This is a genomic window from Kiloniella sp. (assembly GCF_965205715.1).
In the GTDB taxonomy this organism is placed as follows: Bacteria; Pseudomonadota; Alphaproteobacteria; order Kiloniellales; family Kiloniellaceae; genus Kiloniella.
This window is the reverse complement of the sequence record NZ_CBDBHW010000008.1, coordinates 65,037-85,784: the sequence shown is the minus strand read 5'-3', so window position 1 is coordinate 85,784 and position 20,748 is coordinate 65,037. Positions and strand designations below refer to the sequence as shown.

General features: G+C 43.6%; 20 protein-coding genes. 3 read left to right on the top strand and 17 right to left on the bottom strand.

The genetic code is table 11. From position 1 onward, the window contains the following. Both ACOGW3_RS08840 and ACOGW3_RS08835 read left to right on the top strand, forming a co-directional pair. Positions 1–222, top strand: a complete 222-nt coding sequence (locus ACOGW3_RS08840; RefSeq protein WP_419902638.1) for a hypothetical protein — start codon at positions 1–3, stop codon at positions 220–222. Continuing rightward, complete coding sequence (locus ACOGW3_RS08835) at positions 215–940, top strand: response regulator (protein WP_419902637.1); 726 nt, start codon at positions 215–217, stop codon at positions 938–940. The genes ACOGW3_RS08840 and ACOGW3_RS08835 overlap by 8 nt, the downstream gene beginning before the upstream one ends. 352 nt (positions 941–1,292) lie before the next feature. Here the strand turns inward: ACOGW3_RS08835 and ACOGW3_RS08830 are convergent, their stop codons facing one another. The 16 genes from ACOGW3_RS08830 to ACOGW3_RS08755 form a co-directional block, all read right to left on the bottom strand. After that, complete coding sequence (locus ACOGW3_RS08830) at positions 1,293–2,528, bottom strand: O-antigen ligase family protein (RefSeq protein ID WP_419902636.1); 1,236 nt, start codon at positions 2,526–2,528, stop codon at positions 1,293–1,295. A gap of 94 nt (positions 2,529–2,622) precedes the next feature. After that, positions 2,623–3,501 (bottom strand): glycosyltransferase family 2 protein, encoded by an 879-nt coding sequence (locus ACOGW3_RS08825; protein WP_419902635.1) that lies wholly within the window; start codon positions 3,499–3,501, stop codon positions 2,623–2,625. Between the two features lie 35 nt (positions 3,502–3,536). Then, a complete protein-coding gene (locus ACOGW3_RS08820; protein WP_419902634.1) occupies positions 3,537–4,583 on the bottom strand; it encodes a glycosyltransferase family 4 protein in 1,047 nt (348 codons plus the stop codon). 136 nt (positions 4,584–4,719) lie between these two features. After that, positions 4,720–5,601, bottom strand: coding sequence for an alpha-1,2-fucosyltransferase (locus tag ACOGW3_RS08815; RefSeq protein WP_419902633.1), 882 nt, complete (start codon positions 5,599–5,601; stop codon positions 4,720–4,722). Then, positions 5,598–6,323: a glycosyltransferase family 2 protein gene (locus tag ACOGW3_RS08810; protein WP_419902632.1), complete on the bottom strand. Its 726-nt coding sequence runs from the start codon at positions 6,321–6,323 to the stop codon at positions 5,598–5,600. Before ACOGW3_RS08810 ends, ACOGW3_RS08815 begins: the two co-directional genes overlap by 4 nt. A 22-nt stretch (positions 6,324–6,345) precedes the next feature. Beyond that, complete coding sequence (locus ACOGW3_RS08805; protein WP_419902631.1) at positions 6,346–7,320, bottom strand: GDP-mannose 4,6-dehydratase; 975 nt, start codon at positions 7,318–7,320, stop codon at positions 6,346–6,348. After that, positions 7,317–8,426: a glycosyltransferase family 4 protein gene (locus ACOGW3_RS08800; RefSeq protein ID WP_419902630.1), complete on the bottom strand. Its 1,110-nt coding sequence runs from the start codon at positions 8,424–8,426 to the stop codon at positions 7,317–7,319. The genes ACOGW3_RS08805 and ACOGW3_RS08800 overlap by 4 nt, the downstream gene beginning before the upstream one ends. After that, positions 8,410–9,411 (bottom strand): hypothetical protein, encoded by a 1,002-nt coding sequence (locus ACOGW3_RS08795; protein ID WP_419902629.1) that lies wholly within the window; start codon positions 9,409–9,411, stop codon positions 8,410–8,412. Before ACOGW3_RS08795 ends, ACOGW3_RS08800 begins: the two co-directional genes overlap by 17 nt. 4 nt (positions 9,412–9,415) lie before the next feature. Next, entirely contained in the window at positions 9,416–10,321 is a 906-nt protein-coding gene (locus ACOGW3_RS08790) for a glycosyltransferase family 2 protein (protein WP_419902628.1), read from the bottom strand. A gap of 6 nt (positions 10,322–10,327) precedes the next feature. Further along, a complete protein-coding gene (locus tag ACOGW3_RS08785) occupies positions 10,328–11,101 on the bottom strand; it encodes a cephalosporin hydroxylase family protein (RefSeq protein WP_419902627.1) in 774 nt (257 codons plus the stop codon). Between the two features lie 161 nt (positions 11,102–11,262). Next, the gene (locus ACOGW3_RS08780) at positions 11,263–12,090 is read right to left on the bottom strand and encodes an NAD-dependent epimerase/dehydratase family protein (protein ID WP_419902626.1); all 828 of its coding nucleotides are present in this window, start codon (positions 12,088–12,090) and stop codon (positions 11,263–11,265) included. Further along, entirely contained in the window at positions 12,087–13,310 is a 1,224-nt protein-coding gene (locus ACOGW3_RS08775; RefSeq protein ID WP_419902625.1) for a methyltransferase domain-containing protein, read from the bottom strand. The genes ACOGW3_RS08780 and ACOGW3_RS08775 overlap by 4 nt, the downstream gene beginning before the upstream one ends. Before the next feature lie 374 nt (positions 13,311–13,684). Continuing rightward, entirely contained in the window at positions 13,685–15,088 is a 1,404-nt protein-coding gene (locus tag ACOGW3_RS08770) for a UDP-glucose dehydrogenase family protein (protein WP_419902624.1), read from the bottom strand. After that, complete coding sequence (locus ACOGW3_RS08765) at positions 15,049–16,206, bottom strand: NAD-dependent epimerase/dehydratase family protein (RefSeq protein ID WP_419902623.1); 1,158 nt, start codon at positions 16,204–16,206, stop codon at positions 15,049–15,051. Before ACOGW3_RS08765 ends, ACOGW3_RS08770 begins: the two co-directional genes overlap by 40 nt. Further along, the gene (gene rfbF / locus ACOGW3_RS08760; RefSeq protein WP_419902622.1) at positions 16,173–16,868 is read right to left on the bottom strand and encodes a glucose-1-phosphate cytidylyltransferase; all 696 of its coding nucleotides are present in this window, start codon (positions 16,866–16,868) and stop codon (positions 16,173–16,175) included. Before rfbF ends, ACOGW3_RS08765 begins: the two co-directional genes overlap by 34 nt. A gap of 10 nt (positions 16,869–16,878) precedes the next feature. Beyond that, positions 16,879–18,312 (bottom strand): hypothetical protein, encoded by a 1,434-nt coding sequence (locus tag ACOGW3_RS08755; protein ID WP_419902621.1) that lies wholly within the window; start codon positions 18,310–18,312, stop codon positions 16,879–16,881. Between the two features lie 425 nt (positions 18,313–18,737). Here ACOGW3_RS08755 and ACOGW3_RS08750 point away from each other — a divergent pair, with 425 nt between their 5' ends. After that, positions 18,738–19,970 carry an ISL3 family transposase gene (locus tag ACOGW3_RS08750; protein WP_419902620.1) on the top strand — a complete coding sequence of 411 codons (1,233 nt, stop codon included), beginning with the start codon at positions 18,738–18,740 and terminating at the stop codon, positions 19,968–19,970. 36 nt (positions 19,971–20,006) lie between these two features. Here the strand turns inward: ACOGW3_RS08750 and ACOGW3_RS08745 are convergent, their stop codons facing one another. Next, the gene (locus ACOGW3_RS08745; protein ID WP_419902619.1) at positions 20,007–20,711 is read right to left on the bottom strand and encodes a GNAT family N-acetyltransferase; all 705 of its coding nucleotides are present in this window, start codon (positions 20,709–20,711) and stop codon (positions 20,007–20,009) included. Positions 20,712–20,748: the final 37 nt, after the last annotated feature.

The window sequence follows — 20,748 nt, the reverse complement described above, 5'->3', positions numbered from 1 at the left end:
ATGCCAAGCATGGGCGGTGTGGAGTTTTTAGAGGCCATACGATCTATCAAGCCTGAGCTTGTCAGTCGAGTTGGCTTCGTAACGGGTGATACTATGAGCCCACGGGTTGCAGAGTTTTTTGAAAACTCAGATCAACGTTATATAGAAAAACCAGTGGCGCCGGATGAGTTAGTAAATTTTGTCGAAGAACTCTGGAAGCAGGGGGGCAGGACTAATGGATAAGTCGAACGCGACAATCCTCGTTTGTGATGATGAGCCTCATTTAAGAGAAATGGTCTGTGAATATCTTGAAGATAAGGGCTATCCAGTTAGAGAGGCCAGTAATGCGCGCACCTTGCACACGACATTGGCAAGTGAAGAAATTGAGTTGGTAATCCTTGATATCAATATGCCAGGGCAAGACGGTCTCACAGCACTTACGGAGCTGCGAAAACATCATGATGTGCCGGTAATTATGCTAACAGCCGCCTCAGAAGTTGTGGATCGTATCGTTGGCCTGGAGATGGGAGCCGACGATTATCTAGGAAAGCCGGTTGATCTTCGTGAGCTAGAGGCGCGAATAAAGGCAACTCTACGTCGACGTCCAACGGAAGCGAATGTCGAGCCCGCTAATGAAGAGGGGCTATCCAACAGAGTAGCCTTTGGCGATTTTTATCTAGATCTCGAAAGCGCCCAGTTGGTCGGTCCGGATAAAATTGAAGTCCCAATAACGGCAATGGAATACAGTTTGCTCAGGGTGTTTTCAGTCAACGAAGGGCGGGTCCTTAACCGGGATCAATTATTGGAACAAGCTCACGACCGAGGTTGGGAGCCTTTTGATCGATCCATTGACCTTAGAATATCTCGTCTACGTAAAAAAATAGAAAGGAACCCTACCAAGCCAGAGATCATCAGAACCGTCCGTGGGATCGGCTATATCTTTGGTTCTGAATGTAGTTAAAAGGTTATGGGGGGATTAAATATTTCTTGAACCCAAAATTTCATTCCGGGTACTTGTATGCCCCCGCAACAAATAGAAAGCCCTTCAGTTTGTAAAAGGCTGTGGGGGCTTTTGGGCGTTTATATATGGTGCTAAAAGCTAATTCTTACCTAGAGTATGTGAATCAATAAGTCGGTAGTTGATCAGGAGCGATATTTTGATCGTTGAGATCTGCTCCTTAAGTATCCGGTCTTTAAGGGGCGCCATCAATCAGGAAGGTTAAGTTTTTATTTTTCTGCCTCGGTTCGCTCTTACAGCTCCAAAAAATGATTTGTTTTCAGTGTAATCCATTTCGCTTCGATCCGATTAAACGTTAGCCTTTTCCCCGCCCAGGTAACAGTGCGATGAGGGCGCTGAAAAGGTAAAACATAACAAACCATTTGTTTTGCCAGATCCCATACCCCAACATAGTCATGAGAATAGTTGTTATTATAGCTGCTTGAATGGATATATTCCTCAATGCATTATCATGTGGAAACAAGTTACCCCAATTTAATATATTGAGGACGCAGAGTGCCGCGAAGATAGCTCCTATCAGACCAAGCTCGAGCCAAATTTGCAAAGGGGCATTATGAGGGTGGAGTGATATAACGCGATCCCCTGCGCCTGTTATGTATCCGTCGGACCTTATCCTTTTGTAGACTTCCTCTTCTGTATTGGGATAAACACGACTGGCATCCATGCCAGCACCAATTAGAGGCGCTTCGAGGATTTTATCGGAGACAAAACCCCATATGAAAAATCTATGGTGCGCGCTAGTATGGAGATTGTAAGAATTCTCAGGTTCTCCAAGTGGAGCCGTAAGGGTGGTTATCAGAGGCATCATGAGAATACTTAGGGCAAGAATATATTTTAGAAGATGATGCGACCACTTATTGAAAGCGTAGAAAACGACAGCCCACACAATGGATAGTCCCATAGAGATTAGGGTGCTTTCGCTATGGGCTAACATTAAGATACCAAGTAAGCCTGCAACGAGTAGTGGGAATACAAGCTTTGGGATCTGTTGGGCGTAGAGTGCCAAACAAATCCAGCCAGAGATAGTTATAAATGTCGTGCCCCTGTTCAAGCGAGATAAGTTCAAAAACTCGTCGTCAGATAATCCCTTGGCCAGGCGGGTTATGGGAGCATCGAATTGTGCTTCGATAATTAAGGCAGCCGCGCCAAGCACCAAGCCGTACAAAAAATATTTGGCGATCCGATTTTTAATTTCTTGAGAACGATGATCTATGGCTTGAACAAAAAGCCAGCCACAAACAGATAAAGCTAATAAACGGGAAGTGACCTTTAATGTGCCCTCTGGATTAATACTCCAAAACCAACTGAGGAAAGCCCATCCAAAAAATAATCCTGCGAGTACAAGTGTTTGTTTTGACGGGCGAGGGATCGATCTGTAGCGAAAGTAGTCATGTAACGCTAGGGTTACTCCGGCGATAACTGTCAAAGGAACAAGTGCGTTGCTGGAAAATACACTAATCGTTGGCAGCAAAAAAAAGAAAATAGGAAGCCCTAATTTATGACTGAGCGTGCGAGGTAAAATTTTTTGCATTATATGCCTGTGTTTTCACTTATTAATTGGCGATTAAAGCAGGCAAGAAGCGAGACAGTGGCGTTGGTGTAAATTCTATTGAACATTACTGACTTTATTCAAGATCAGCAATTCTTGTCTCCCAGAAATCGTACTCCGTGGCAGAAACTCGGTGTGAATTTTTTTGAGGGGCTTTGCGTCGGATTGCGAAAAGAAATTTCTTCATGAGATCATTTGATATCCGAGCAATTGCAGCTAAGCATGTTAGTGCAATAAGGCGTTTTTTCTGATGTGCTTTAAAATAATTCACTTGTTCTTTACACCAAGCCCAACGGTTGCGCCATAATCTCTTCATTGGTGTATTCGTTCTAACGCGATAGGCTAATAAATTCATAGGCAGAGCATGATAACGGCTGGTTGAATAAGCGCGTAACAATAATTCTTGATCCTCACAACAATAAGGAGCTGGGTTATGTTTGTAAGAGTTTGCACGGAACCATTCGATCTTACCACACCAGGTCGGGTGAGGCAGGTAAAAGCCAAGCCAGGGTTTTTTACATATTTGCTCATGCGTTATAGCCGTCGGCAGGGTTCCAACAATTTGGCTTTGTTCATTTATTGTGATGCAAAAAGCACCTAGCAAGTCGACATCGTGGTTAGACTTTAGATAGGTGATTTGCTTGGAGAAGCGTTCGGGATGACAAATGTCATCATGATCCATGCGTGCAAAATAAGTCCCCTGAGCCATTTGGACCGCTTCGTTCAACCGTGAAGACAACCCCTTGTTATTACCATCACGAAGGACGTGTATTCTTGGATCTGAAGATTGGGGGAGTGCTTCAACTGCCCCATCGCTAGACCCGTCGTCGATAATATAGAGCTCCCAATCCGTGAAGGTTTGGTCGAGGATTGATTGAACGGCTACACGTAGAGTATTTCCGCCATTGTACACAGGTAGAGCAATCGTCAGGAGGGGGGTGGTAGATGAGGTCATTATGGTCTCTTGCTCTTACAAGTAAGTTCGTTTTGTTATGTGGAGTGGGTGATAAGCTTTAAAAGCGATGTGATCGTATTTTGGGGGTGATAGTTGTTACTAGCCGCAGAACGTCCCGCATGATGGAGCTCTGACCACTTTAACTGATCCGATAATAGAGTATCAATTTGTTGCGCCGCCTCTTTGATTGATTGAACGGCAACACCCCCGGCCATTTTTGAAATACACCCTGTTTTTCGGGCGATGAATGGGGTTCCCGTTGCGTTGGCATCCAGCAAGACAAGAGGTTGGCATTCGGTATGAGAACCAGAAATAAAAAGGTGGGAATTTCGGTATTCATCAAGAAGATCTCTACCCGATACACCAACTTGAAAGTGGATGTAATTTCGGTCGATCTGAAGGTGGTCAGCAAGATTTTTTAATTTCTCGGAGAATTCAGAGTGCTCTTGTCCAAAAAACTTTAGGGGAATTTTATTTTTTGCAGTTGATTTTGCATAGGCTCGTAAAACAAAGTCGAATCCCTTTTGCCATTGGTATGAACCAACACTGATCAGCTGATTTCTACTAGATATACCAGGCGAAGGTTTTACTAGCACATCGATGGCTTCTTTGGATAAACTATTGGGTATGATATGAATATCCGCACCAGTTTTTCGTGCGATCTTCATATCATCAAAACGAGAATCATCGCCATCACTCGCGAGAAAAATGATGCCATCCAGCTTGTTGATAAAACTCCTGAGTTTCCACCAATAAGGGCGCCAGCAAAGGTAGCGTATTATTGAGCGGAAGGGTTGAGGACGCATAAAAACATTTGTCGAGATACAGTGGCTGTAGAGATATTTTTTTCCAGGAATAGTGTCGGTATTTAATAAGACAATATCGGTAGCCCAGTTTTGCCAGGCGTTCATGATAATGACGTCAAACGCACCGTTTTGAAGGAAGCTCAGATAACTCTTGATGTCTCCCTTAAGGGGAGAGAGAAGGCTGTTCGCACCTGAGATAGGGAATTCCTTGATGAGGATTCCCTTGTCAGTGTTCGCTCCTCGGCCTTTGTGACTAACGTTTGTTGCTATCACCACCTCTGTACCCTGGGATGCAAGGGCAATAGCCTGTTGTTGGACAGCGTTACCGAGCCCACTGTTAAAGGGAGGATAGGTCGGAGTAGTGAGCAGTATTTTCATTATGATTTTACGAGCAAAATATGTTTGGACTAATCTAAATGCGTTCCCATTCTTGCGGGATTAAATCGTTAGTGTTTTTATCAGAATCTAAGAACCACTTGCGGGGGGCAATGACGCGTTTATTCTTATTTCTTCCTAACCAAGCGCCCCACCAACTCAGGGAACTGTTCGCGATTAAAAAGTGATCGCAGGAAGACATTAGAAATAAATCCCAATGAGCGTCCTCTCCGCTATTTATATCCACAACAGTCTTCGCGCATGGCAGGGTAATGTTATCGCGAACCCACTCTGGATCGTCTGAGAAAATGAAACAATGGGGCGCTTGCATACCTTCAATCAGATGGTTGATACCTTTGATATAATAATCCTGAGAGCAAGTCCCATGTGTTTTCGCGGTTATGGCGCTGGAAACATAGTCTCCCCGTCGGATGTGCATACAGATAGATTGCGATGATCTAATTGTTTCGAGCATTGCTTGGCAGGAGGAGGGGGCTCGGCCGACTAAAGCCAAATCATCTTGTATTTGGGTGGTGATGCTTTGGAAGTAGCGTTGGCTTTGCCAATAGCCTTCTAAAAATACGGGCGTGGATAAGTCTTCGAAAATTGAACAAAAATGAAAATGAGGTTCGCGAAATATTTTGGCTCCCATACGAGATTTGCCAAACCGGCGAGAAATTTTGCTTTCAAAAGATTTCAACCAATGGGAGGGAAGGGGGCTATGGGGGCAGATCTCTCCTGCAACAGCAAAGTTGCTAAGGGCAAAAGACCTGCTTTCTTGGCCTGCAAACCATGAAGTATCCAACTTTAAAGGAGCGCCTAATCTCAAAGAAAGCGCCCGTCCTGCCGCGTATTGGAAAATCTGATTGCCCAAACCTCCGGACAATCCGACGACAACAGCTTGATTTTGAGAACTCATGGTTTGGGTTGCCGGGTCAAGTTTTTAAGGCTGCGATATAAGTAGCCGACTGTATTATATAAAGGATAACGCCAGCCTAATTGGTCGTGTCGGATTTGTTCGATTTCAGTTTCGGATAAGTCCTGGTCTCCTGATGCTCCCCCTCTTTGATGCAAAGCGGTAACAGCCGGTAAAATTTGAAAGTGCTTGCGCCTCAAATAGGCACCCAGGAAAAAATCGTAGTCAGAGGCAATACGTAAATCTTCGCGGAATGGAGTAGCTTTGAGTAAAGCGGTCCGGGTAAATGAAGAAGGGTGTGGCACTGTGTTGAAAAAAGGTAACCGCAAGGGTTGAGCTGTCAGAACCTCGGTAGGTGCGTTGACAGAACCGACAAGCGTTGTACCGCAAACAATATCTGCTTTCCCTTGTTTGAGAACTTGTAGTACCGAAGGAAACCCCTCCGAAACAAGTTCGTCATCTCCGTTGATAAAAAGGATGTATTCCCCCTTCGCAAGGGAAACTCCTTTGTTCATCGCATTATAAATACCTGTATCAGGTTCTGAAACCATTTGGTCAACGAGGGAGGCGTATTGAGAAATCAGGTCCAGGGTCCCATCATCGGATACTCCGTCGATGATTATGTATTCAATAGTTTCATTTTTTATGTCTTGGACAGAACGCAAAGTTTTTTCAAGTGTCGTTGCGCAATTCCAAGTTACAGTTATGATTGTAAGTAGGGACAAGTTTATCTCCGGAGCAACCCGTTTAGTTGGATGTGCTGATTGTTGACTGTTCTGCTTTTACAAGATTCTCAATCAACTCATCAAATAACACTGAAGCCTTCCAGTCTAAAACTTGACTGGCCTTTAAAGGATTGCCAGCACTGTGAAGGATTTCGGTTGGACGGAAAAAAGACGTATCAGAAGTGATGTGATCTTTATAGTTTAAGTCCAAACAGGTAAACACTCGGGAAACGAATTCTTCAAGAGAGTGTGTTTGACCTGTAGCAATTATATAATCGTCGGGTTTCTCTTGTTGTAACATACGCCACATAGCATCTACAAAATCTGGAGACCATCCCCAATCCCGGGCAATATCAAGCCTACCCAAGACAAGTTTTTCTGGCGAGCCTGTGGCGATCCGACAGGCGGTTGAAACGATCTTTCTGGTGACAAAACGAGCAGGTCGGAGAGGGGACTCGTGATTAAAAAGGATGCCGTTGCAACAAAATAATCCGTAGGCTTCCCTGTAATTGGCAACAAGCCAATGCGCAGAGGCCTTGGCCACACCGTAGGGGCTCCGCGGACGAAATGGTGATAATTCGTTAGCCTTATCATCGGGGGCGACATCGCCGAAACAGTCGCTTGAACTTGCATGATAAACGCGGATTTCCTTGCCAAGAAATCTCACAGCTTCCAGCAAATTGAGTGTTCCGACAGTGATGCTTTCAATGCTTTCTGCAGGTTGATCAAAGGATAGGCCGACTGAACTCTGCCCTGAGAGGAAATAAATTTCGTCTGGATCTGAGCGTGTCAGTGTATTGAGTACACTGCGGAAATCACTTTGTGCCATAGAAAGGACATTGATTTCCTGCCGGATGCCCAAGCGTTCGAGGTTTGAAAAAGTTGAAACCTGTGCATCCCGTGACGTTCCCCAGACTTGATAGCCCTTGGAGAGCAGTAGTTGTGCTAGATAGGCACCATCTTGCCCCGAGACACCACAAATCAAGGCCCGTTTCATATCAAGTTCCTATAAATAGTGAGGGTTTCATTTGCACACTTTTCCCAACTGAATTTGGCTTCTTGCCGGTGTCCAAGTGTGATCAGCTCTTTACGCCGTGTTTCTGAGTAGAGCACATGCTCCATTGCCTCTTTCATGGTCTCGCTGTTATTCGGGTCAAAATATTCGCCCGCTTGTCCGACCACTTCGGGGAGAGAGCTCGTATTGCTGGAAACAACAGGACACCCTGCAGCCATTGCCTCTAGGGGAGGGATGCCAAATCCTTCATACATGGAAGGATAAACAAAGGCAGCTGCATCGCGATAGAGTTGGGCCAGTATAGAGTCTGCGCCTCCAATATGGATTACCTGATCCGAGCGTAATCCGCATTCAGATATGAGATTGATCTCTTTTTTATTGAGGGGGCCGCCTCCAAAGCAAATGATATCAAAGTCGGCTTTTAAACGGCTTGAGCAGGAAAAGGCTTGGACAAGGCCCTCAAAGTTTTTATAGCCACCGCGGCTACCTACGAAAAGAACATAGGGGGCGGTAATCTTAAGTTCTGGATCCGATACAATGTTTTCAAGCCGAAAACATTCATCAGCAGCAAGGTAGGTAACTGATATTTTATCTTCGGGGACACCGCAGTATTCAATCAAATCTCGGCGCGTGCTTTCTGATATGGAGATCACATGATCGGCTCGCAAAGCAGCAGCTTTTTTGGGGCCTGAAGTCATATGGCTGTGTTCAAACAAGTCGGCGTAGCGCTCATGGATGAAGTCATACACGGTTAGAACACGTTTTGTACCGTTGGGCTGATAGTCATCACATGTAAAATAAGTTTCGTGCAGGATATCCGGTGCGAATTTTTTGATGGCGTACCTTGCCGCGTATTTACTTGTTTCCATAGCAATGCGCATCAATTTGGGATGTAGCTTGGGCATCAAACACCCAGCACCAAGGACACCTTTCAGTGTAGATAAATTTCGATTGAAATGGAGTGGGGCAATCACGCGTGTATCTAAGTCGGATTTTTGATTTAACTCTTTAGCTAAACTGCAAAAATAGCGTGAAATTCCCCCGTACTCTTGGAGAAGAAACACCTGTTGATCAAAGGAAATCTTCAATGAGTTCACCTTTGCCAGAGCGCCAATTTTCTGAATATAATTCACCTTTTGCATTCAGGGTTGGGAGTTTCTTTTCATGATTAGAGTTCATCTCAAGGTCGACGATGGGAAGGTGCTTGATTAATTCGACACGCTTTGTTCCACCAAGGAAGAGGAGCTTACCCTCGGCATCGCGGGCTTCTCGCGCTGTTGAAGGAAACGTCCAGATACCATCAATGGATCTTAGAATATTATCAGCGAGGTCCTCACGTACAAAAAAAGCATTACAGCCAGAAGATGTTGTCCCGACAAACTTGTAGCCTTTTTCCTCTCCGAGAGAGATCATGGCGGGCAGTGACGCTCCAAAGTATAAATGCGAATGATGTGCTTTAGAACGAAGAAAGTCTTTGCGATAAGGAACTGTCAGCTGGTGTTTATCTCCAAAGACCGCATTATACTCACAAACAACAATTGCTGGACTTATAGTGTCAATTGCTTTCCACACCCAATAGTCATTACCGTCGATATCAACCGACAACAAACCAATTTCATCGGTAAATCCGGCTTCACTAATGAGCTGGTTGATATTGTCTTTTGTAATGAAAGCCTGTTTTGCTTCGAGATCGTGCCGCCAGTAAAGCTCTTGACCTTGAATGTCTGAGATGTGTTCAGAAGAACCGTCAATGACAAGGCCTCGCCAATTTCTTAATTGCAACAACAACCGGGTATTTGACTCACGATAGTCCCCAACTCCAAATTCAACAAAGGTCGGTTCAATTTCCGGTAGTTGGTCGACAAGCCAATTTATGATTCCATCTTCCCCCCACTGAGAGAAAGCGCAAAATTCGACGTCTTGGAGTTTTGTTAATTTATTAAGATGCTTATGATTTGTGATCAAATATTGAGCTTGCAAAATTATTTGGCGTTCTGCATAGAGCTCCAAGCGGGCATTTGACTGTGCCAACTGGTTTTGTAGCAGTCTTTTTAGCGTTTTCAATGGCCCCAAGGAGTCACTCCGAATTGATAGATTGGTGCTTTACTGTGCGACACTTACGGTAAAAACGATATAGATTTGCGTGGCATTGATCCATAACCGCCCTAAGGTTCAGTTTGAACAGAATGAGTAGTAAAGTAATGCGGGTTTTAGCCGAAAACCCTTTTGAGTACTGTAGAGTATATCCACCTAAGCGGTAAAAAGGTATAAATAGCTCGATGTAATAATTTCTAAATTTTTGATAAGCTCTTGGTTGACTACTGACCCCGTTAACTCCCAGCACGGTCAATCCTTTATGAGTTCTATAAATTTTTCCATGACTTAAAAGGTACAGATTAAATGCCCAATCCGCTGCAATAAACGATTCTGCTACTTCGGAACAATTTTTTGCAATCTCTGACCGCATAAGAGAGTAAAAAATCGCGTGCGATTGCCAGCAGTGTTGAAAAAATTGCAGGAATCGTTCCTCAGCACTTTCCTCCTCAAGGCTAAAATAAACCCACTCGTGATTGAGGTGCTCCTGTCCCTTGTAACAATTCGGGCTCGTAGAAGCGACATAGTCAGTATGCTCCTCTAAAAATTGTACGTTGTCTTTTAGGAAATCTGGAGATCGGATATCATCGGCAGCAGCCCACATAAAATAACGGCCACGAGCCCGCTCTAATACAAATTGAAAATTTCGGGTTGCACCCAAATTTTCAATTTGTCGAATATAACGAATTCTACTGTCTCTTTCACAATAGGCTTTACAAATATTAGCTGTTCTATCTGATGAAGCATTGTCCGAAACAATGATTTCAAAGTCAGTGAAAGTCTGAGCTAGTAGAGATTCAAGTGCTTCTGCTAAGGAGGCCTCACCGTTGTAGACAACCACACCAATTGAAACAGTTGGTGCGATGACTTTGGTATCTGAATCAAGCATGCAAATCTATTCCGAAACCCTTTTCAGATAACCATCTTCGGCTACTGTGATTAGCAATTTATTTTGAATACTTTTGTTAATTTCAAATTCAGGGTGTGATTTCAAATATTCCCATACAGCTGTCTTGGGATTGTCACCAGGTCCCCAAGGACGATCAGGGAACGATTCTTTCGGTAAATCTTCAATGATTGTATCAAAGACTACACAATAACTTCCAATACTAGTTAAAGGCGCATAGGCCTCTAATTCAGCGAGTACATGATCATGGGTATGGTTACTATCCAGACATACCAAAACTCGCTCATAATTTCTTGCAAATGCATGAACCCGGTCAATTATATCGGTGTCAATGCTAGATCCCTCGAACATTTCAATGCGTGAGGTCATTGGATGTGCTTCGATAGCGGCGCGATTGTGTGCGCGAATGTCAATATCGATGCCTAAGACTTTTCTCCGAGAAATATTAGGATCAATTGTCTCCCCCGCTTCTATTGCCTCACAAATGTCTAGTTGTGCAAGCATGGATGCACTAAGAATTAAAGAACCTCCGTGTGCAATACCAGCCTCGATAATAAGGTCAGGCTTGATCGACCAGATTAATTCCTGCATGGCGACCATATCTTGTGGGTATTGAATAATTGGGCGCCCCAAACAGGAATAATTATAGGAATATTTTGGTGCCGTTGAAGCTAGCATAAAATTTTCTGCGCTTTTGCAGAGTTGCTCGTCTTCAGGGTTAGCTGCAATGCGATCAGCTGTCTCTTGTTGAAAGTCGTTCATGATCAAATCCAATCAAATCGCCGGGTGACAATACAAGATAGCCCGGGTTTATTATACAGTGAATCCAATCAAAAATAACTGAATTCACTCATACTCAAGTTGCTTAAAAAAAGCGGAATTATAGCAGGAGCCGCATCACAGGGGCTGCATTTTATTATTTATCATTGAACACCAACCACACATAGTGGATCCATAAGATTGTCAGGGCGTTCACCAAACTGAAGTAAATCCCTACGCCCATATTCGTCAGCTATTTTTTCTGCCAACTGGCGTACAGTAATTGGAATTCCAGAGCAGATATTCACTGCTCCTTGCACGGATCCCAAAGCGGCCTCAACAAGCATCACGCCGGCATCGTTGACATCTAGAAAATAACGAATTTGTTTGCCGCTTGTTAGTTTAGCCGATTGATTTGCGGAGAGTTGGGTATGGAGATGTGGAACCAAACGCCGCTCATCCTCACCTTCTCCATATAAATAGAAGAGGCGACACCAAACGAACTCTACGCCGTCTTGAGGTAAGACTTGCGAAAGGGAAGAATAGGTAGCCGCTTTCGTGCCAGCATATGGTGTTAAAGGTCGTAAAGCTGTGTCCGTAGACAGAACACCAGCGGTGAGGTCATATTCAAAACAAGTACCAACACCAATAAAACGCCGTACGCCTGCTTTTATGGCCCCTTTTGCCATGATTAAAGTTCCGATCAGGCAATTCAGATTTTTCTCAGATTGGAGATAAAGACCAGGTTCTACGTACCAGGCTACGTGAATTACAGTATCTATGCCCGCACAGGTACTAGACCACCACTCGGTATTTTCAGAAAAAAGATCTGCAGTCGTAACTACGTCAACAACAGCAGGGTAATCCAAAAACGAATACTGACTTCCCTCGCGGACCACCGCACGGATTTTTTTCCCTTTTTGAGCTAAAGATTTAAGCACTTGCCTGCCAACAAATCCCGTTGCCCCTGTAAGTAGAATCATTCCGGTCATGCTATCACTAACTCAGGAACCGCAGTTACAAATTTTATACCCTGCTCAGCCAAAGTTGCATTTTGCGCCCTAACCTCGGCGGCAATATTCCAGGGCAATATCAAGACATAATCGGGTTGTGCCTCAAGCAAGGTTGATGGTGGTAGGATCGGAATGTGACTTCCCGGCATAAACTTGCCCTGCTTTGATTCGGCAGCATCGCAGACAAAAGATAAGAGATCAGGTTTCACACCTGCGTAGTTAAGTAATGTATTCCCTTTGGCTGCAGCTCCGTAGGCGACGACCGTTTTACCAGCTCGCTTTTGCTCTATTAAGAAGGAGAGCAGCTCATCCTTCACTTTGTCCGCGCAACCCTGAAAGCCCTGATAGGTCTCTAGTTTGCGTAAACCCTGCGTTTCTTCTTTAAGTAAAATAGCACCTAATGCAGCGGTGCCTTGACGCGTATCTGTTTCGTGGCACCCATACACTCGGAGGCTGCCGCCATGGGTTGAGAGTTGCTCTACGTCATAAACCCGTAACCCGGCACTTTCAAAAATGCGGGAAACAGTATAGAGGGAAAGGTAGGAAAAGTGCTCGTGGTAGACTGTATCGAACTGTGTTTGCTCAATCAAGCGCATTAAATGTGGGAACTCGAGTGTTATCGTTCCGCCTTCTTTCAGGGCAGCTTTCAGACCAAGGGTAAAATCGTTGATGTCAGGGACATGAGCAAAAACGTTGTTTCCGGCAATAAGATCAGCTTGCTTCCCATCATCAGAGAGTTTCTTTGCCAAAGCTTCGCCAAAGAATTCTTGTAGTACAGGAATGCCTAGCTTTTCAGCAGCAATAGCAGTACTTGCTGTTGGTTCGATTCCCAGGCAAGGAATATCCGCTTGAACAAAGTTCGTTAGCAGATAGCCGTCGTTTGATGCAACCTCAATAACATAACTATTATTCGAGAGGGCCAACTCTTTTATCATTTTTTTTGAGTAAGAGGCTGCGTGCCTTAACCACCCAGAAGAGGTGCTAGAGAAATAAGCATAATCGGCCTTGAAGAGTTGATCTGCCTGAGTGAAATCTTCTGTCTGTACTAACCAGCATTGATCACACACAAAAATTCTTAGTGGAAAATAGGTTTCAGGCTTGTTGAGATCTTTTGAATTTAGGTAGGCATTGGACGGAGGTGCAAAACCAAGATCCAGAAATGTATGTTGTAATCTTGTCCTACAATGACGGCAATTCATTGGATAACGATCCCCTCAAAATTTATGTCCAGTATTCGAATATATATTTCTTGTTGAGATAACTCAGTTCTGGACAAAGGCCAAGCTATTCTCAAATTTTCGTTTTGCGAACATGGGCTAAAGTTTGCTGCAACATTGTAGGGATCGGAAGGAAAATTAAGCATATTTTTAAATTGTTATTGAGTAAATAGAGACAATGAACCTTATCTTGCGATAAGAGATTTTAATGGTTTCCTCTAAGGATTGTAATTCCGTATACATTTAAAGATGGCTCAAGATTTAACAGATAAACTCTGGCTAGCGCAGGCTCATTCTAAGTTCCCATCAATAATTTGAATGAAGATTTAGTGTGTTATTCATAAATTCTATTAGCTCTAATTTAAACTTTCAAAATTTGAATTAATACCGACACCGATATAATTCTCAATCTCACTGCGATTAAACATCCGGCGACAGTCAACAAAAATTGGGCGGTGAGGGGAATCTTTCAGCAAATTGGGTAGTGGTTCAAAACTGTCCCAACAGGTAACGATTATGATAATCTCTGCCTGATCTATAGCTCCTTCGAGATCATATGAATATTCAACTGCCCAATCGGCATATTTATGGCGAAACTCAGGCATTGCCATTGGGTCATAAGCAGTGATTGAACATTCTTTTTTTAATAGTTCTTCAATTATACCTATGGCAGGAGATTCCCTAATGTCATCTGTGTCAGGCTTGAAGGCTAAGCCAAGAATGGTAACCCGACGACCTTTACTCAAATTGATCTTCTGTTCAGTCAGTCGTATGATTTCTTTTACTTGATCAGCATTAAGTGTGATTACCGAGTCTAGGAGTTGGGGGTTTAAGCCTAATTGATGTGCTTGCGCCGAAAGTGCTTTTACGTCTTTTGGAAAACAGCTGCCGCCAAAACCACATCCTGAAGCCAAGTAACTCAATAGATTAGGGCGGATGATTGTCCCGTCCTGTTGCCGAGGGGAAAGGCGTTTATCCATGTGAACTCCAGCCATAACATCCAAAACATCTATGCCGGGAAGACGGGCACAGAGGTTTCCAATTTCATTGCTGAAAGAGATCAGTGTGGCAAAGAGGGAATTGTTTGCGTACTTGATCATTTCCGCAGTGCTACAAGAGGTTCTGATAATTGGAATCCCTTGCTGTTCAAATGACTGATAAAGCTGCTCAACTTTATCGAGACTATTGTTATCGATTCCACCAATTACTATCCGGTCTGGTTCCATAAAATCTTGAATGGCTACACCTTCTCGGAGGAATTCAGGATTCATTGCCAGTCCAAAGTCGCGTCCTGCTTTCTTTCCTGATACTGCCTCGAGGGTGGAACGAACAACACTCTCTGTTGTTCCTGGTATGACAGTGCTTTTCACGATGACTACATGATAGTTCTCAGTTGAACCTAGGAATTCTCCGATAGTATGGGCTGCAGATTTGATTTGTTCTAGATCAATAGACTCCCCATCAAACGGCGTACCTACTGCTATAATAGAGATATCCGCAGAACTAAGCGCCAAGGAAGGATCTGTTGTTGCTTGTAAGCGGGTTCCAATATTTTTTGTTAGGAGATCTTGTAAGCCTTTTTCATATATCGTTGCCATGCCACTGTTTATTCGGCGAACTTTTTCTTCATCCATATCTAAACAGATAACTTCTGAGCCAATTTCGGCAAGGCATGTTCCTGTAACAAGGCCTACATAACCTGTTCCAATTACTGCGACCTTCACTGGTCTTCCTTCCAGTTTTGGTTTTCTACGTACCATCTGACGGTCCGCGCTAACCCCTCTTCCAGCGTAATAGTTGGTTCATATCCCAACTCGTTGAAAGATTTTGAGAGATTCGGACAGCGACGTTGAGGATTATCTGTTAAGTAATCTGGATCGGTACTTTCTGCCCTTACAACCCTTCCTTGATAATTAAACTCATTGCGGCCAATTTTGGCAAGTTTCTCGGCAAGTGTAAAAACAGAGACCTCTGGCCCTACAGTTCCAATATTATAGGCCTCCCCTGCCTGTCCATTGACGAGAACTTTAAAATAACCAGCTACAGCATCCGCGACATAGGCAAATGTACGAGTTGGTGAGCCATTGGAGAGAATTTCGATATCTTTTCCATCAAGTATATCGCGACAAAAGTCCGGAATAACCCTCTTGTCCGAAAGTTTTAAGCCTGGACCGTAGTTATTGAAAGGGCGAGCAATTTTTACTGGTATGTCGTATGCCTGAGCAAAGTTAACGCAGAGAGTTTCGCCGTAGCGTTTAGATTCATCGTAACAAGCTCGGGGGCCAGTACAAGAGACAATTCCAGGGTAGTTCTCCGATGTTGGGATAGCATCAGGAGCTGGATCACCGTAAATTTCACTGGATGAAAAGAAGAGCATACCAGAAACTTCGTGCCCCTCCTGTTTCCAGTTGAGACATTGGTCCAGTAAGTTTCTCACGCCCAGTACGTTAGCATCCATTGTTTCAATAGGGTGCAATCGATAAAAAATGGGTGATGCAATAGATGCTGCATGAATAATATAATCCACACGAGCAAATTCAGCAGGCAAAGGCTTTATGATATTATATTGAAGTAAATGAATATCGTTTTCAGATTCTAATTTTTTCAACCAGGGCGGGCATCCACGCATAAAGTTGTCCAAAACCCACAACTCAATAAGTTCTTCAGGGTTCCTATGATTGAATTCAACAATTGATTTAACGATGTAGTAACCTAAAAAACCAGCTCCTCCAGTTATTAGGATTTTACCACCAGCTAATCTGGTAAATTCAACCTCACATTTTGTTAGAATTAAATCTAGATCAGTAGCACATACATCTGCTGTACGGTGTAGGGTAGCCATAATTATTTTTTCCAAGGTGCTTTTTTGTTCGACCATAGATCTTCTAGTAGGTTCTTGTCACGTAGAGTATCCATTGCTTGCCAAAAGCCATTGTGTTTCCAAGCCATGAGTTGTCCCTCATGTGCTAATGTTTCAAGAGGCTCTGCTTCCCAAGTAGTTTGGTCATCTTCTATCATGGACATAACTTCAGGAGAAAGTACAAAAAAACCACCGTTTATAAGACCGCCATCACCACGTGGTTTCTCAGTGAACCCTTCAACCTCATCACTATTTAATTTTAGGGCCCCATAACGTCCCGGAGGTTGAACTGCAGCAACAGTCGCTAACCTTCCATGTCTTTTATGGAATTCAATTTGTTTGGTTATATTTATGTCCGATAACCCATCGCCATAAGTAAAGCAAAAGGCTTTTTCTTCTTTGACATATTCTGCGACACGTTTTAAACGCCCCCCGGTCATTGTTGTATCGCCGGTGTCAACGAGAGTAACACGCCAAGGTTCTGCCTTTTGATGATGGACATCCATCTTGTTTGATTGCATATCAAATGTAACATCAGACATGTGAAGGAAGTAGTTAGCAAAGTATTCCTTTATTACATAGCCTTTATAACCGCAACAAATGACAAAATCATTTATTCCATGGGCAGAATAGAGTTTCATAATATGCCAAAGAATGGGCTTGCCGCCGATCTCAATCATTGGCTTTGGCCTAAGATGTGTTTCTTCTGAAATTCGCGTGCCCAAGATGGGTATTGTCCATTCTGAAGTCACCAGATCTAACGAACTTTCGAAGCGCTGAACAAATCGCTTCGTGTTTCTCGAAGGAGAATTCACGACACCACAAATCATAAACCTCAGGGGAGAATTGTCCTCGATAACCATTCAATTTTTTAACCATTCCAGCATAGTCGTCAAAGAATATATTTTCTGTGTTATATATAAAGCGCATGAAATAATATTCATAGACTTGTCGGCGGTCAATTTTGAAGGATAGATTATCTAGACTCAACAATATCTCACGATATTCATCGATGCTTTTTGGATGAATGTTGAAATCATATGCCACATGGGGGTTATTCATAGACGCATTGATCACAGGGATCCCCATAGCCGCATATTCAAAACCAATTGTCCCATAAACCGTTAAGGCCAAATCAATACCCTCCGAAACAATCTGGTGATGAGAAGCATCAGAAGGAAGTAAGGTAAGCTTTGGGTAACGTGCAATAAATCCCTTAACAATTTCCATGGTACCAGGAAGATAATCCGGGTGAGTTTTTATGTACCAATCGTAATCCGTACACTCTGTCATTTTTCCCAAAAAATCGAGCCAAGTGTAGAAATCCGGAAAGAGATTGTTTCCATAGCTATGTGGACTATCGAAAAAGCAGTGAGTAGCGATGAGTATTTTTTTACGGGGAGATTCACTAAGCAAACGAGATTCCCCCATTCTCCCATAGGCTGACTTCGACGAGTAGGCCATGTCGACACCCACTTCTCCCGATAAACGGCGCTCAATTCTCCGTTGAGCCTCAGTCACCCCGGCTTCCTGCAAGTCTTTAGGCATAGAGGCAAAGCGTTCAGGGAAATAGTGGAAATCGTTATACGCAAACATGTTTCGCTCGCTTAAACGATAGAGATGAGTCGGATTGATTTGATAAACTGGAATACCCCGGCGGACAGCAATACGAAGAGGCAGAGCCAAATTGTAAACGCAGTGGCTCACATTGATTGCACGTACGTCATGGGAATCGAGATAATCATTCCAAGCAACGAAAAGTTCAAGGGATTCCTGCAGATGGTCACGAAAGCTCTCTGATCTTGGATCAATCGTTGGGACACTATTTCTCCTCAAATAGGTATCGTAGATTAGATCTCCAACCTTAACACCATCAATTGTCATCGCATCAATGTCATCCACACTGTACAATTCACGAGAAATTTTCTCACAAAGCCCCCTAGCCCGTGATTGTTGTTTCGGGGTAGCTGAGGCATCCCAAAAAGAGTTTGCGCCAAAGGAACGATAAACACCAAAATGCTCATAGCCGATCGCTCTCTTTACATGAAATGCTAATTTCTGCTTCCAATTCTGAGGACTTCGCGGTGTATAGGCAATAATCTCTGCCCCTTCAATGTCCGCCATAACATTCGCCAGGTAAGAATAGGAAATATGCGCAGAATGCATGGTATTGAACTCAAACAAAACCACTGGTTTACGTTTCTTGATCGAAGCTTTCCGGGTAAAAACCTGTCGGTTGTGTGCCTTGAATTGCCGTGTATCTGGCGATGTAGACAATCGCTTAGTAGTAGAAATCAGGGCACTAAAAAGGGATTTAAGGTTCATAGAGATTTGATATTCCAGCCTAGAGATTGAAATGATTGAACTATTGAGGATTTACGAAAGAGAAGAATGATTGACTTCCCTTCATGCATCTCATGAGGAAGTCTTGATTCGTCAGGCCTCAAAAAAATTGGCTCTTCTCCGCTTTGTTGAGTAGAAAAAGATGCCGACCGCCAAGTAACCTGTTGATATGTATGGTTTCTGATAACTTTACATAGAGCAGGTATATGACAATCAACATCTCGCAGCATATTTTAGGCCTCAAAGGGCAACGTGTAAATGAAATTAAACTGGATGACGGCGGTGTTAAGATTGTCATTCACTGCAGCCGAGACGCGCGTAGGAGGGCTATAGACCCTGCTACAGGCCAGAAGGGAAGCATCAACCAGCATGTCCGCCGACAAGTAAACGACATCCCCCTTTTTGGGTATCCTTGTGTGGTCGAGATTGAGCTGGCGCAGGTTTATATTAACAAGGGCGAACGCCGCATTGAGGGGTGTGATTTTGTTGATAAAGGGTGCCGTTTCACTCACCGATTTTGCCGACTGATCAGTGGATTATGTCGGCATATGTCTATTCAAGCGGTTTCCAGACATTTGGATATACGATGGGAAACGGTCAAGAATATCGACAGGGCATACCTTATTGAAACTCTCCCTACGCTTGATCCTGCAGAGCTAACTGGCTTGGAAGATATTGGTGTAGATGAAGTTGCCCGGGCGAAAGGTCATGACTACATGACGGTGGTCTACGATATGGTTGGCGGTCATCTGATCTGGGTTGAAGCAGGCCGAACTGCCGAGGTTTTTTCAAGGTTTTTGAAACAACTGCAACCAGATACAGCCTGCAAAATAAAGGCCGTAGCGATGGATATGGGGCCTGCCTACCAAAAGGCTGTCAGAGAGTCCTTGCCGTTGGCCGACATAGTATTTGACCGTTTCCACGTCATGAAAAACTACAGCAAAGCTATCCATAATCAGCGTCGACTTGAGTTCAGAAAGGCCGATCCAAGTGGTAAAGAGTTGATGAAAGGGACACATTATCTGTTGCTCAAAAATGCGGATAAGTTGAGTGAAAAACAAAGTGACAAGCTGCAAAGGTTGCTGGAGAGCAATAGCAACCTGAATGCACTTTACGTCTTGAAAGAACAGCTTCAGCTGCTGTGGAGTGCCGCTTCATTTGAGGCGATGGCGGAGCAACTGGAACGTTGGTGCCTGATAGCAGATCAGTCACAGATGCTCTATCTAAAAAAGTTCGCGAAATCCCTACGGAAACATTGTGTGGGCATCTGCAACTACGCCAAACACAAGCTCACAAGCGCCAGGATAGAGGCTGGTAATGTCAGTATAGGAATGATCCGTAAGCGAGCCAGAGGCATCAAGGATACCGAATACTTCAAACTCAAAATTAGACAATCATCCATTCCAGATAATCAATCTATGCTCTATTTGAAATCCTAAATCTACTCAACAAAGCGGAGAAGTGCCAAAAAATTCTTACTTCCAAAGATCATGATAATATTCATTCTCAATATCGTACAAAAATGTTTCCAACCGAGAGGCCACAGATATGCCTGTCATCTCCTTAATCCTTTTTAACATCGGACCTTCATTATCAAAGAGTTTCCCTCTGGCACCGATCACCTTTTTATAATCCTCATAATTACAAGCAATAGTGACGGTATTCCCCTTCTTTTCCCGGCTTTCATAAAAGGTATTTTTGTGAACACCCTCAACTCTGTACCCCAGCAATTCCATTCTACGCTGCCAGCCTTCTAATAGGCGAGATTGCCCTGCGGAAATTCTATCTAGATGCATCACTTCGAAACCATGCTCAGTAATCAGTGCTACAGCTTCTAGGGAAGCCAAGCGGCTCGTCTTACGTTCAATTTTGTCATCAATGACCAAAGCAAGCTCAGCCGTACTGCTCCGAAAATCAATTTTTGAAAGAGATATTACCCCTTTTAACACCCCTCCTTTAGTCACAATTAATAGGATTAATCTTTTCCCCGAAGCAGATTCCTCTTGGAAGAAACGTTTTTGTTGCTCCCGTGTATTAGGGAAAGTACCCTGTACCAGAAATTTATTTATCTTTTTTTGATTAAACCAGCTATACCAATCTGACTCATATGCAATTTCTTCTGTGGGAATACATAAATCAATCGTGCTCCCTTCTAAAAATATGTCATACTTGATATCCATTATCGAACCTCACTATATTTGCCAGCGCCAGATTTGC

Bases quoted from the DNA above. Each gene is read 5' to 3' on its own strand.
- ACOGW3_RS08840 (WP_419902638.1), top strand. From the start codon at position 1: ATGCCAAGCATGGGCGGTGTGGAGTTTTTAGAGGCCATACGATCTATC.
- ACOGW3_RS08835 (WP_419902637.1), top strand. From the start codon at position 215: ATGGATAAGTCGAACGCGACAATCCTCGTTTGTGATGATGAGCCTCAT.
- ACOGW3_RS08830 (WP_419902636.1), bottom strand. From the start codon at position 2,528: ATGCAAAAAATTTTACCTCGCACGCTCAGTCATAAATTAGGGCTTCCT.
- ACOGW3_RS08825 (WP_419902635.1), bottom strand. From the start codon at position 3,501: ATGACCTCATCTACCACCCCCCTCCTGACGATTGCTCTACCTGTGTAC.
- ACOGW3_RS08815 (WP_419902633.1), bottom strand. From the start codon at position 5,601: ATGAGTTCTCAAAATCAAGCTGTTGTCGTCGGATTGTCCGGAGGTTTG.
- ACOGW3_RS08805 (WP_419902631.1), bottom strand. From the start codon at position 7,320: ATGAAACGGGCCTTGATTTGTGGTGTCTCGGGGCAAGATGGTGCCTAT.
- ACOGW3_RS08790 (WP_419902628.1), bottom strand. From the start codon at position 10,321: ATGCTTGATTCAGATACCAAAGTCATCGCACCAACTGTTTCAATTGGT.
- ACOGW3_RS08785 (WP_419902627.1), bottom strand. From the start codon at position 11,101: ATGAACGACTTTCAACAAGAGACAGCTGATCGCATTGCAGCTAACCCT.
- ACOGW3_RS08780 (WP_419902626.1), bottom strand. From the start codon at position 12,090: ATGACCGGAATGATTCTACTTACAGGGGCAACGGGATTTGTTGGCAGG.
- ACOGW3_RS08775 (WP_419902625.1), bottom strand. From the start codon at position 13,310: ATGAATTGCCGTCATTGTAGGACAAGATTACAACATACATTTCTGGAT.
- ACOGW3_RS08770 (WP_419902624.1), bottom strand. From the start codon at position 15,088: ATGGTACGTAGAAAACCAAAACTGGAAGGAAGACCAGTGAAGGTCGCA.
- ACOGW3_RS08765 (WP_419902623.1), bottom strand. From the start codon at position 16,206: ATGGTCGAACAAAAAAGCACCTTGGAAAAAATAATTATGGCTACCCTA.
- rfbF (WP_419902622.1), bottom strand. From the start codon at position 16,868: ATGATTGAGATCGGCGGCAAGCCCATTCTTTGGCATATTATGAAACTC.
- ACOGW3_RS08755 (WP_419902621.1), bottom strand. From the start codon at position 18,312: ATGGCGGACATTGAAGGGGCAGAGATTATTGCCTATACACCGCGAAGT.
- ACOGW3_RS08750 (WP_419902620.1), top strand. From the start codon at position 18,738: ATGACAATCAACATCTCGCAGCATATTTTAGGCCTCAAAGGGCAACGT.
- ACOGW3_RS08745 (WP_419902619.1), bottom strand. From the start codon at position 20,711: ATGGATATCAAGTATGACATATTTTTAGAAGGGAGCACGATTGATTTA.